Genomic DNA, 12,629 nt, shown 5'->3' on the forward strand with positions numbered 1-12,629 from the left:
GTGGACTTATAGTTATTGTGATGGCATATACCTAAGCAAAGTTAGTGAAAAAAACTGACAGAGTGATGCTTACGGTGCGTTTTAATGTATTTTAACGTATCGTTAAAAGCCTCAAAAACAACACAAGTGAGGAAAAGGTAACTATGTTTCAGGAAAGTAAGTTCTTGTGTATGAGTGAGTAATGTATTAACTTTGCACCTGCAAAACAGAAAAATCTTACTTTCGGAATAATCGTTTAACCATATAAAAAGCAACATTATGAGCAGTATTGAAATTTTGAACAAGGGCGCAAAGTATGCCCATGCATCTGTAGGAACACTTAAAGGCTATGAGGGAAAGGATTTTGTCAAGGAAGCGACCGATGCCACTTCGTGCGAAATCTCGTTCGGAACATTGCCGACGGGTACTTCTGTCCCATTCTTCCACAGACACAAGGCAAACGAGGAGAATTACATCATCCTTTCCGGAAAAGGTAAGTTTCAGGTCAATGATGAGGTGTTTGACATTGCTGAAGGTTCCGTTGTACGTGTCGCTACCGGTTGCGACCGCAACCTGAAATGCACTTCTGAAGAGCCGATGACCTACATCTGCATCCAGGCAAAGGAAGGCAGTCTGGAAGGCTATACGATGACTGATGCAGAAGTGACTGAGCATGAGGACCTTTTGTAACCTTTATGATTGTGATTTCAAATGGTTACCTTTTGCATTGCGAAAGGTAACCATTTGTGTGGTAAAACGTTACACTTCGTCAGGTAAAAGGTTGCCTTTTGGATTGTTATATTCTTTTATTTGTGATATATGGAGGTAAGTACTTGGTAATCAGTCGTCTATCTGATGTTGTAGATGGATGTGTCTGTCCTTTGCATTTGAAAGCTCGTTTTGTGCTTTATGGATACAATGGATTGGCTCCGCAAAGCAGCTTTCTCTTATAAACCAAAAAATCTTAATTTTTTGTAATTATATTGTTTGTGACTGTATATTGTGCGAGTATTTTCTTATCTTTGCATAAACATATATATGCATAAACTAATTATAATTTAGGAACAGATGAGAATTCTTTTGTGTGGTGGTGCCGGGTTCATAGGAACCCACACTATTGTAGAATTGGACAAAGCCGGTCATGATGTCGTTGTTGTAGACAACTTGGTGAATTCAAACGAGGAAGCCCTTCGCCGTGTGACAAAAATCATAGGGAAGGAAATTCCTTTTTACAATGTTGACTGCCGTGACCGCAAGGGAATGACGAGGGTTTTTGATGAGAACAAGTTTGATGCTGTCATCCATTTTGCCGGTCTGAAGGCTGTCGGTGAGTCTGTGGCGAAGCCTTTGGAATATTATGAAAACAACATGAACGCCACGTTTGTACTCATGGATGTGATGCGTCAGCATGGCTGCAAGAATATCATATTCTCTTCTTCAGCTACTGTCTATGGCGACCCTGCCATCATTCCGATAACAGAGGAATGCCCGAAGGGACATTGCACAAATCCTTACGGGCAGACAAAGTCCATGCTTGAGGAAGTCCTGATTGATGTGCAAAAGGCTGATAATGAATGGAATGTTGTCCTGCTGCGCTATTTCAATCCTATAGGCGCACATAAGTCAGGATTGATAGGCGAGAATCCGAACGGTATACCAAACAACCTTATGCCTTACATCACGCAGACCGCTATAGGTATGCGCGAGGAACTTGGTGTGTTCGGCAATGATTATGACACACCGGACGGCACGGGTGTCAGGGACTACATCCACGTTTGTGACCTTGCCGCCGGTCATGTCGCTGCACTTTCCGCAATAGAAAGGAAGTGCGGGCTTGCCATTTACAATCTTGGTACAGGACACGGCTATTCTGTGCTTGACGTTGTGAAAGCATTTGAGGACGCCAACGGACTTAAAGTTCCTTATGCCATAAAGCCACGCCGCCCGGGAGACATCGCCACCTGCTACTGCAATCCTGCAAAGGCAAAGGCGGAGTTGGGCTGGGAAGCGCAGTATGGCATAGAGGACATGTGCCGTGACTCTTGGAACTTCCAGAAGAACAATCCGAGAGGTTACGAGGGATAGTGTACAGACACATTCTGTAGGAAATAATGGAGATTCATCCGATAGCATATTTCCACTCTCCATTCACGTCAAAGTTCGGTATTCCACGTCAAAGCGGTGTTGTCCCGGAGGTTGAGGGAGAAATAGTCTTCTGCAAGCCATACGACAATCCTGTTGCCGTCCGTGGCATAGAGAACTTTGACTATGTATGGCTGATATGGGGTTTCAGCGGTAATCCCGGAAGCAGTGGGAATTCTATACAAGAAACAGCATTTGATGACGGGAGGGACGATACTGTACATCTGTCAGTGCGTCCTCCGCGTCTTGGTGGAAACGAGCGTGTCGGAGTGTTTGCTTCACGTTCACCTTTCCGTCCCAACGGTCTCGGGCTGTCATGTGTGCGACTGAAAGAAGCAAAGAAGGGACGCTTGGTTGTCCTCGGTGCCGACCTTATGGACGGCACCCCGATATATGATGTGAAGCCATATATTACTTATGCCGACGCCTATCCCGGCGCACGTTCCGGTTTCGTCGATGCTGCGGAGTGGCAGCCACTTGCGGTTGTCTTCCCAAAGGAGTTGCAGCAAGGCTTCTCCGAAGCAGACATAAAAGCGATTTCCGGGGCGTTGAGCCAAGACCCGCGCCCGCATTACCATAAGGATTCGCCACGCATTTATGGAATGCCTTTCAGAGGAAAGGACATCCGTTTCCGAATCTGCGATAATAAAGTAGAAATAACAGACATAATCTGAGTCGTCATAATCATTTGTGACGCCAAACTAATTACCATAATGAAAAAAATACTGACCACATTAACTCTTACCACAGCTCTGTCCATCCCGATGATGGCACAGCAGGGTGGACTTGTAGACATGCACAACGCCTCACATTCAGTAATGGTGAACACTCCTTTGGGTGCCACACATTGGACTGGAGGCTTTTGGAAAGAACGTTTTGACATATTCCACAAGAACTCTATTCCTTCCATGTTCGAGACATGGAAAAGCAAGCAGGGAAAAGGCTGGAACAATTTCCTTGTAGCGTCAGGAAAGATAGAAGGTGAGCACCACGGTCCTGCTTTCCATGACGGAGACATGTACAAATGGTGTGAATCAATGGCAGCAGTATATGCTGTCACCAAGGATTCGGGACTTGACAAGATAATGGACGAGTTCATTGCCCTTGTCGCCGCATCGCAGCGTGAGGACGGATACATCCATACTCAGGTGAACATCGCGGAACTTAATGCCAAGAAGAAGCGCAAGGAAGCTAAGGACAACACTGTCGTGGGTACGGCACAGGGAACCGGTGCTGACGGTGCTCTCGGCAACAAACTTAATTTTGAGACTTATAATATCGGTCACCTTATCAATGCCGCCCTTGTCCATAAGCGTGCGACAGGCAAGACAAATTTCTACAATGTGGCACTCAAGGCTGCGGATTTCCTTATCAATTTCGCCAAGACAAATCCTGACGAGCTTGCAAAGTGCGCCGTTTGTCCGAGCCATTATATGGCGGTTGCGGAACTGTACCGTGAGATCGGTGACAAGCAGTACCTTGACCTTGCACAGACACTCATAGACATCCGTGGCAGCCAGCCTGACGGAACGGACGACAATCAGGATCGTGAGGCATTCCGTGAGCAGTACACAGCTATCGGCCATGCAGTCCGTGCCAACTATCTTTATGCAGGTGTGGCAGACCTTTATTCCCTTACAGGCGAGGCACAGCTGATGAAAAACCTCACCTCAATATGGGATGACCAGATAAACAGGAAGATGTATATCACAGGCGGTTGTGGCGCATTGTACAACGGTGTGTCCCCTGATGGCACGGACTATAAGCCGGCAAACTGGCAGCAGGTGCATCAGGCGTTCGGCAGACCGTATCAGTTGCCGCAGTCAACGGCTCACAACGAGACTTGTGCGAACATCGGAAACATGCTCTTCAACTGGCGTATGCTCCAGACAACAGGCGACGCAAAGTATGCTGACATTGTTGAGACTTGCTTGTACAACTCCGTGCTTACAGGTATATCTTTGGACGGTACTAAGTATCTGTACACCAATCCGATGCGCCTTTCAAAGAAGCTCCCTTACCAGTTGCGTTGGAGCCGTGAGCGTCAGAAACTGATTTCCTGCTTCTGCTGCCCTCCGAACACACTGCGTACTGTCTGCGAGGCACAGGAGTATGCTTACACAGTAGGCTCTGATGCCTTGTTTGTGCAGCTTTATGGTGAGAACGCTTTAGAGACAGTTCTTGGCAAGAAAGCATTGAAAGTTTCACAGAAAACAGATTATCCGTTTGACGGACGCATAGAACTGACCATCGACGCTGTCGGCAAGAACTGCCTGAACACAGTCAATCTGCGCATACCGGGATGGTGTGACAATGCCACCGTGACTGTCAATGGTGAGGCGCAGCAGGTTAACGTCGCTCCTAATTCCTACATAGCACTTAACCGTAAGTGGAAGAAGGGTGACAAGATTGTCCTTGACATGGAGATGAGGGCGAAGCTCATTGAGAGCAATCCGCTTGTCGAGGAGTCTCGCGGTGAGGTCGCTGTTAAGCGCGGACCGTTGGTTTACTGCCTTGAAGAGATTGACATCGACGGCAATCAGAACATGAAACCGGGTTCCGGAAAGACACCGAGTGTGTCAAGTGTTGACATTGACAACATCGTTCTGCCGATGAATATCAAGTTCTCCGTGGTCGATGTGGAGATAGCCGACTCAAAGATGAAGGCACTTGAGGGTATGGCAAAATACGTTGAAGAACCGGATTGGAACGGCACACTCTACCGCGAGGTGAGCAGAAAGGAGCGTGACATTAAGGTACGACTGATTCCTCACTATGCGTATGGCAACCGTGGATTGCAGGATTTCACAATCTTCATGCCGTTGGCACGCTGATACATATGTTAAAATACTCAGCAAGTGGGTAGAAAGCCCCACTTGCTGAGTATTTATAGCCAAACAAAATTGATTTGCGAAAACACTCATGCCTTATTGCAAACATCTCCATGCAAAGTGTGGCGGAGCCACACTTTGCACGGTAGTTATTGTAGAACATGGAAATTATACAAAAACGTAGTCATTGGGTAATTGGAAAACCATGGGCAATGCGCTTGCATATTTTCGCAAATCTATTCTGTCTTACTATTATATAGACTGAAAAAAATAATGTTTATGAGAAAAATATTGTTGAGTATATTTGCTTTAGCGGCACTGTCTGCTTCGGCAGCAGACATATATGTGTCGCCCAATGGTTCCGACACGAACGACGGTACTGTGGGAAAACCGCTGAAGAGCCTCCGTATCGCATTGCGTCAGGCACGCAATCTGCGCCGACTTAATGACCCGTCTGTGAAAGGCGGTGTGACGATTCATGTCGCAAAAGGCACATATAATCTTTATGAACCGCTGTATGTCCGCCCCGAAGACAGCGGTACTCCTGACTCTCCGACACTGATTAAGGGCGAGGGCGCAGTGATTTCCGGAGGAGTGGCCGTTACCGGATGGCGCAAGGAAGGCAAGCTGTTTGTTGCCGACACTCCTGAGTTTAATGGCAATCTGATTGATTTCCGCCAGCTTTACATCAATGGCGAGAAGGCTGTGCGTGCACGCGATGTGGCGAATTTTGATGATATGGCGCACATACTCTCCCTTGACAAGCCTAATCAGGTGATGTACGTTCCTGTTACGCCAGCTGTCAAGGCTTTGGAACGTCAGTATAATGCAAAGAACAAGCAATATGCCCAGCCTGTTGAAATGGTGCTCCATGAGATGTGGTGTGTTGCCAATCTTCGTATAAAGGACATAAAAATACAAGGCGACAGTGCTGCTGTCACCTTTCACCAACCTGAGTCAACAATACAGTTTGAGCACCCTTGGCCGTCACCAATGGTGAACACAAAGCCTTTCACACGTGAGGACGGAAAGGTGCTTAACCTTAACTCTGCATTCTATTTGACAGGTTCTAAGGCATTGCTTGATGCTCCTGGCGAATGGTATCATGATGTCCGCAGCCACAAACTCTACTATTATCCGCGCAGTGGAGAGACTCTTTCCATGCTCAACAGCAAGTCTGCTCCTGCCATTGTCCCTGCATTGGAGACACTCGTGGAGGTGAAAGGCACTCTCGAGCGTCCTGTCCACGATGTGCGTTTTGAGGGGATAACCTTCTCTTACAGCACATGGATGCGCCCGACCACTGACGGTCATGTGCCTTTGCAGGCAGGAATGTTCATGTACGAAGGCTACAAACTGCGCCCGCAGACACGCCGTCCCGACCGTAATAACGGACTTGACAATCAGGGATTCCTCGGTCGTCCGGCTGCTGCTGTTGTTGTAAGTGGTTCCAATGACATTGCTTTTGACGGCTGCACATTCACTCATCTTGGCTCTTCCGGCATTGATTATGAGGAAGGGACAAAGGGTTGTGTGATAAGCAACAACATCTTTACCGACATCGCCGGCAGCGGTATTGTAGCAGGTTCGTTCTCACCGTCAGCCTTCGAGACTCATCTTCCTTACGATCCTCTTGACAGACGAGTGGTTGTGGACGGACTCATTATTGCCAACAACAACATCAAGGATGTTACGAATGAGGATTGGGGAACGCTTGGAATCAACTGCGGATATGTTGCAAACACAATCATTGCGCATAACGAAATCAGCGAAGTTTCTTATTCCGGTATAAACCTTGGCTGGGGATGGACACAGAGTGTGAACTGTATGCGTGGCAATGAGGTGTACCGAAACTACATCCACCATTATGCAAAGCACATGTACGATTGTGCGGGCATATACACATTGAGCTCGCAGATAAAGACGTACATCACGGAGAATGTCGTGGATGAGATTTATCATCCTGTCTATGCACACGACCCGCACCATTGGTTCTATCTCTATTGCGACGAAGGTTCGTCGGGCATCACTGTGCAGGACAACTGGACTCCGACAGAGAAATACCTGAGAAACTCCAACGGTCCTTGCAACACTTGGGAGAACAACGGCCCTGCAGTGAATGACTCCGTAAAGGCAAATGCCGGTATCAAGGCCGGTCTGGATATTGCCGGACTGAGAGCAAAGATACAGACAAAGAAACCTAAGAAGGCGAATTAAACGCCTTTGGAAGGATATTGCAAATAGAATTGAAAAACAAAAAACTCGCGATATTATGTGGATAACCTATCCCGGTGATTTTGAAATATGGCTTGGTAACAAGTTCAACAACCGCCGTACAGAGCGCGGTGCAATGTTCCCACCGTTCTGGAAGCAGGACTCCCACTATGTTACGGTGGAGTTCTCGACAACTGTCAACCTTGAAGAGGCTGAGGAAGTGGAGATTCTCTGTGAGGGAAAGTTCAACCTTATGCTTGACGGCAAACTGCAGTTCGGTATGCCTGAGCATTTCACTGTACCTGCCGGTGAGCACAAACTCAACCTGAAGGTGTGGAACCAGGCAACTCCTCCTGCATTATATATAAAAGGTAAAACCATCGTTACAGACTCTTCATGGCTCGCAACCTACGAGGATAAGATTTGGATTGACGAAAATGGCATAGCTCATGGTTCGGGCATCTATGTCCCGGCAGCAACAAGCAAGTACTTCCAAACCAAAGAGCAGCGTCCTTCCGAGTTTGCCTTGGCAACAGAACCACTGATGCCGGTGAGCAAGGAGAGGGTAGGCGAGGGAACACTCTACGACTTTGGAAAGGAGACAATGGGACTTCTGTCCGTAGGCAACTCAAAGGACAAGGGACTTGTCGAGGTCTATTACGGTGAAAGCCGTGAGGAAGCCTTGGACAAAGACTATTGTGAGACGCTTGACAAGTTTGAGACTAAGGACTTTACTCCTGTCATTCTTGACAGTAAGGCGTTCCGCTATGTCTATGTAGAGTGTGCCGGAGGTGTGGAAGAACTTGATGTCTATGCCTTTTATGAATACCTTGAGCAGGACATGGCACTTGGCGGAGCGTTTGAATGCTCCGATTCCGAACTGAACAGAATATGGGAAGTGGGTGCTTATACCATGGACCTCACAACCCGCGAGTTCATGATGGACGGCATCAAGCGTGACCGTTGGACATGGTCAGGTGATGCCATACAGTCCTATCTGATGAACTACTATCTCCGTTTCGATTTCGAGTGCGTCAAGCGTACCATACGGCAACTGCGTGGAAAAGACCCGGTAACAGCCCATATCAACACAATTATGGACTACACTTTCTATTGGTTCAAGTCTGTGCTTGACTACTATGAGTACACTGCCGATACAGCCTTCGTCCGTGAGATGTGGGCACGTATGAAGACACTCATGGACTATGTCCTCGGAAGACTTGACGAAGAGGGGCTTGCCGAGGGACAGCCTGACGACTGGATTTTCGTTGATTGGGTGGATTTCCCTATGCACAAGCGTGGTGTGATGTGCTTTGAGCAGATTCTCCTTGCCAAGGCTCTTGAAACCATGAAGGTGTGTGCAGAGCTTCTTGGAGAAGAAATTGATGCTGAAAAATATGCTACCTTATATAAGAATGTACGCCTGAAGACTGACGAGCATTTCTGGAATGAGGATAAGAAAGCGTATCTCCACAGCATTGAGGACGGACAATTGAATGAGATGATAACCAAGTTCCCTAACATGTTCGCCATACTTTTTGGTTATGCGGACGGACGGCGAAGCAAGGAAATCATGGAGAATGTTATGCTCAATCCTGATGTTGAGGCCATCACAACCCCTTACATGCGCTTCTATGAGTTGGAGGCTTTGTGCCAAATGGGACTGCATGATTATGTCATGGGCGAGATGAAATCCTATTGGGGTGGCATGTTGAAGGAAGGTGCGACATCATTTTGGGAGAAATATGTCCCGACAGAGCAGGGTACACAGCACTTGCAGATGTACGGCAGACCGTATGGCAAGAGCCTTTGCCATGCCTGGGGAGCATCACCGGTCTATCTTCTTGGAAAGTATTATCTTGGCATCAAACCGACAAAACCGGGCTATCAGGAGTGGGAATGCCGTCCGCATCTCGGTGGGCTTGAATGGATGAAGGGGCGTGTACCTACGCCTTTCGGACCTATCTCGTTGGAGATGAACAAGGAAGAAATCACCATACAAAGTCCTGTCATAGGAGGAAAACTTTATGTCGGAGACAAATGTATAGACATCAACACTACGGAGAAGATACAAGTTGGACTTAAGTAAAGATTTTACAGACTATACCTCACGCCTTTTCGGTGAGGAACGCTGGCAGCGATTTCTTGACTCTTTCGGTCAGGAAGTCCCTGCCAGTGTGCGTTATAACCCGTTCAAGCCGGTTGCTGACATGCCGGAAGGAGAGCCTGTGCCATGGTGCAAGGATGCCTATTGGCTGAAGGAACGCCCGAAGTTCACACTTGACCCGCTGCTTCATGCCGGAGTTTATTATGTGCAGGAAGCAGGGTCAATGTTCCTTGACAATGTTCTTCGGCAGTATGTCCAAGAACCGGTGTGCATGCTTGACCTGTGCGCTGCACCGGGAGGAAAGTCAACATTGGCACGTGCTGCATTGCCGGAAGGTTCTTTGCTGATAAGCAACGAGCCTGACCACCACCGTGCCAATATCCTTATGGAGAATATGCAGAAGCAGGGACATAAGGATGTCTATGTCACAAACAACTATGCAAAGGACTTCAAGTCTGCGAAAATGCAGTTTGATGTCATACTTGCCGATGTGCCGTGCTCAGGTGAAGGAATGTTCCGCCGTGACGAAGGAGCGATAAAGGAATGGAGCTTGCAGAACGTGCGCAAGTGTGCTGAACTGCAGCGGAGCATAGTCAGTGATATATGGGATTGTCTGCGTCCCGGCGGACTGTTTATATATAGTACCTGTACGTTCAATCTGCAGGAGGATGAAGAGAATGTCCGTTGGATAGCGGAAGAGCTTGGAGCGGAAATTCTTCCTGTACAGACAAGTCCGGAATGGAACATCACGGGCTCCCTCCTTGAAGGATTTGATGAGCCCGTCTATCGCTTCATACCCGGAGTGACTCGCAGCGAAGGACTCTTTATGTGCGTTATGCGCAAGCATGGGGAGTCTCAGCCCTGCCGCAGACCGATAGAAAAGCAGTTGAAACGCCTACGCATACTTTCCGATGGAAATCCGAAAGGAGAGCAGAAAGGCAAGAACATCATCCCTGCCCATGCTGAGACATTGCTCGTCCCTTGTGGTAAAGAGAAAACCGGTGTGTATCCTGTTGTAAAACTGTCACTCGAAGATGCCCTGCGCTATCTTCATCGTGAAGCAATAACTTTGCCGGAAGCCACTCCGCGCGGCTATGTCATCGTCGCTTATAAAGGTCATAACCTCGGATTCATGAAGAATCTCGGCAATCGTGCAAACAATATGTACCCGAAAGAGTGGGCGATAAGAAATCTGTAGATATTTGGATTAATCCTATTTAATATAGAAGACAGCTGTAAGTTACCATATCAGAGAATATGAGTCCTCGGATATGGTAACTCATTTTTTTTTAAGAAAAGGTCAAAGTATATATTCAGTAACGCCTCCCTTGCGTTTGTGAATCTCTCTGCGCGAGCCCTTTGTCTTTCGTCACATAAAAGTGCGTCTTCATTATACGCACATTCGGTAACGGATGAACTGTCCGCCAATAGGTCGCGCCCTATGTGCAGATAGTCAACATCGTTCAAGGCAAACGATGCCAAGGTCGGCAGTATGTCATAATGATTTCCATATTTATGTGTGGCACTCTTATGGTGAGGTTGACGTAGTGCCGGTGGCAGGTAGACATACATGAGTATGCGGTTGCGGAAACTCTCGTCAACATTATTATAGTCAATGATTGACCTCAGGCTATGGTCTCCGCAGATTATGATGATAGTGTTGTCGGCTGCCGGCGACTCTTTGAAACGTGTGAGTAAATTCCCTATGGATTGGTTCGCATATTGGAAGCCACGTAGATATTGCCTTACAACATCACGTTTCCCACTGAAATTCCTGGAATTCACCAAAGTGTCTGGCAACTCTGGAAGTTTAATATCATCAGGTAAGTCCAGTGGAGGGTGGTTGGTTGTAGTCAGCCCCATTATGAACTTTGGGGATTTCGCAGGTTTTTCCAATATTTCCATGAGCGAGTTGAGCATATAATGGTCATAGACTCCAATGCAGCATTCTTTGTATTCCGGGTGCGCAGATTTCATCTCGTACATCGCCACAATGTCATCAAAGCCTTGCACTGTCAGTCCCTCCTGCACATTGCCCCAGCCGGGATCCATTCCTGTGATGAACGTAGTGCTGTAGCCGCTTTTGCAGAACGCTTTTGCAATGGATGTTGGCAAGGTGGTGTAGTGGTGTGGCGAGAAGAAAAATCCTTTGAATGGTGTCGCCACGGTGAGGCACTCCAATGAGCGTGCCGTGCCATTGCGGACAGATGTGAAGTTGTCAAACAGGAGGTCTTCATGCAGATGCCTTTCCATTTCAGGCATCAACTGGCAGTTTTTGCTGCTCAGCGTTGAGAGGTAGTAGCCCCAACTTTCACTCATCAGCAGCACAATGTTATGTTTCTGTACGTTCTTGTTATGTTCCGCATGTGAGAACAAGAGTGAATTAAGGGTTGCAAGTGTGTCTTCGCATATCTTTACAGGGATTGGTCTCCCCATGCCTTCGGCAAAGGCATCGCAGGCTTCCTGTAATGCTGTGAAGCCATATCGCTCCAGTGCTTCTTCTCCATTCAATGGTGAAGAACCTTTCCCTAAGTCGCTTTTCGCTTTTTTTAGCATATACAGAGCGTTAGGGACGATACTGTTAAACTGTTTGTCAGGAGATACGACAATATCTTCCGCTTGTAGTGGATAGGGTCCGAAACCGCCACGCAAGCAATATGCCTCTACTGCTACAACTAACACTATGCTAAGCCAATTCCTTTTCATTCGCAATGTTCGGTTATGTTTAGATTCTTTATTAACAGACTGTTCACTCTCCAAGTAGTCCAAAGACATCCAATGATAATAGCTATCATCCGGATGACAGGGTATTCGTTCCAGATGCTTTCGATAAGGCTCAGCGGTTCTTCCTTGAAGAAGTCGAAGAATGTGGAGTTTATGTGTGACCCAAAGTTGTGGTAAAAGCCAAGGTCAACGCAACCCAACAATGTGATTGCCATCACTACGACCATGCTGTACCATTGCGTGAATACTGTGAAGAAGCGGCATAGCCTCTTGTTGGCTACAACCAATAGCGGCAGACCCAAAAGCAATAAAGGCACGGCAGCGTAGGCGCAGACTTGAGAGTCGAATCGAACGATGTTGCGTAATGCCAGTGGGAGATGGGGCAGGTTTTCTGTGATGACAGACATAGGAATATAGATGAAGATGAACACTAAGCGTATCACAATCAGCATAGTGAGCCATATCGCTATTTGAAATACTGTCAGTTGCAAGAATATTCGGGACATAATATGTTTGAGGCTTGTCCTCCCAAACAAAGCACTTTGGTATGTTAACAAATTGGCGGATAGGACATAAAAACAAAAATAGCGTGGGAGTCCTCACTTACCCGTCCCACGATTCCAGGCCTTCGA

The 12,629-nt window shown here is 47.3% G+C and carries 9 protein-coding genes; 7 read left to right on the forward strand and 2 right to left on the reverse strand.

All coding sequences use genetic code 11. The annotated features are described in order from the left end of the window. Positions 1-258 precede the first annotated feature (258 nt). From E5358_RS03790 to E5358_RS03820, 7 genes are all read left to right on the forward strand, one after another. Complete coding sequence (locus tag E5358_RS03790; RefSeq protein WP_135938952.1) at positions 259-669, forward strand: cupin domain-containing protein; 411 nt, start codon at positions 259-261, stop codon at positions 667-669. 378 nt (positions 670-1,047) lie between these two features. Next, positions 1,048-2,064 (forward strand): UDP-glucose 4-epimerase GalE, encoded by a 1,017-nt coding sequence (gene galE, locus E5358_RS03795; protein WP_135938953.1) that lies wholly within the window; start codon positions 1,048-1,050, stop codon positions 2,062-2,064. A 26-nt stretch (positions 2,065-2,090) separates the two neighbouring features. Then, entirely contained in the window at positions 2,091-2,795 is a 705-nt protein-coding gene (gene tsaA, locus E5358_RS03800; RefSeq protein WP_422121055.1) for a tRNA (N6-threonylcarbamoyladenosine(37)-N6)-methyltransferase TrmO, read from the forward strand. 39 nt (positions 2,796-2,834) lie between these two features. After that, a complete protein-coding gene (locus E5358_RS03805) occupies positions 2,835-4,955 on the forward strand; it encodes a glycoside hydrolase family 127 protein (RefSeq protein ID WP_135938955.1) in 2,121 nt (706 codons plus the stop codon). A gap of 276 nt (positions 4,956-5,231) precedes the next feature. Next, complete coding sequence (locus tag E5358_RS03810; protein ID WP_135938956.1) at positions 5,232-7,169, forward strand: right-handed parallel beta-helix repeat-containing protein; 1,938 nt, start codon at positions 5,232-5,234, stop codon at positions 7,167-7,169. Between the two features lie 55 nt (positions 7,170-7,224). Further along, positions 7,225-9,255 carry an alpha-L-rhamnosidase-related protein gene (locus tag E5358_RS03815; RefSeq protein WP_135938957.1) on the forward strand — a complete coding sequence of 677 codons (2,031 nt, stop codon included), beginning with the start codon at positions 7,225-7,227 and terminating at the stop codon, positions 9,253-9,255. Further along, complete coding sequence (locus tag E5358_RS03820; protein WP_135938958.1) at positions 9,242-10,471, forward strand: methyltransferase RsmF C-terminal domain-like protein; 1,230 nt, start codon at positions 9,242-9,244, stop codon at positions 10,469-10,471. Before E5358_RS03815 ends, E5358_RS03820 begins: the two co-directional genes overlap by 14 nt. Positions 10,472-10,521: 50 nt before the next feature. Here E5358_RS03820 and E5358_RS03825 read toward each other — a convergent pair whose 3' ends face one another. Both E5358_RS03825 and E5358_RS03830 read right to left on the reverse strand, forming a co-directional pair. Next, positions 10,522-11,979 (reverse strand): LTA synthase family protein, encoded by a 1,458-nt coding sequence (locus E5358_RS03825; protein WP_168354573.1) that lies wholly within the window; start codon positions 11,977-11,979, stop codon positions 10,522-10,524. Further along, positions 11,976-12,503, reverse strand: a complete 528-nt coding sequence (locus tag E5358_RS03830; protein WP_135938960.1) for an LTA synthase family protein — start codon at positions 12,501-12,503, stop codon at positions 11,976-11,978. The genes E5358_RS03825 and E5358_RS03830 overlap by 4 nt, the downstream gene beginning before the upstream one ends. Positions 12,504-12,629 lie beyond the last annotated feature (126 nt).

The sequence above is a fragment of the Palleniella muris genome (assembly GCF_004792655.1).
GTDB classification, from domain to species: domain Bacteria; phylum Bacteroidota; class Bacteroidia; order Bacteroidales; family Bacteroidaceae; genus Prevotella; species Prevotella muris_A.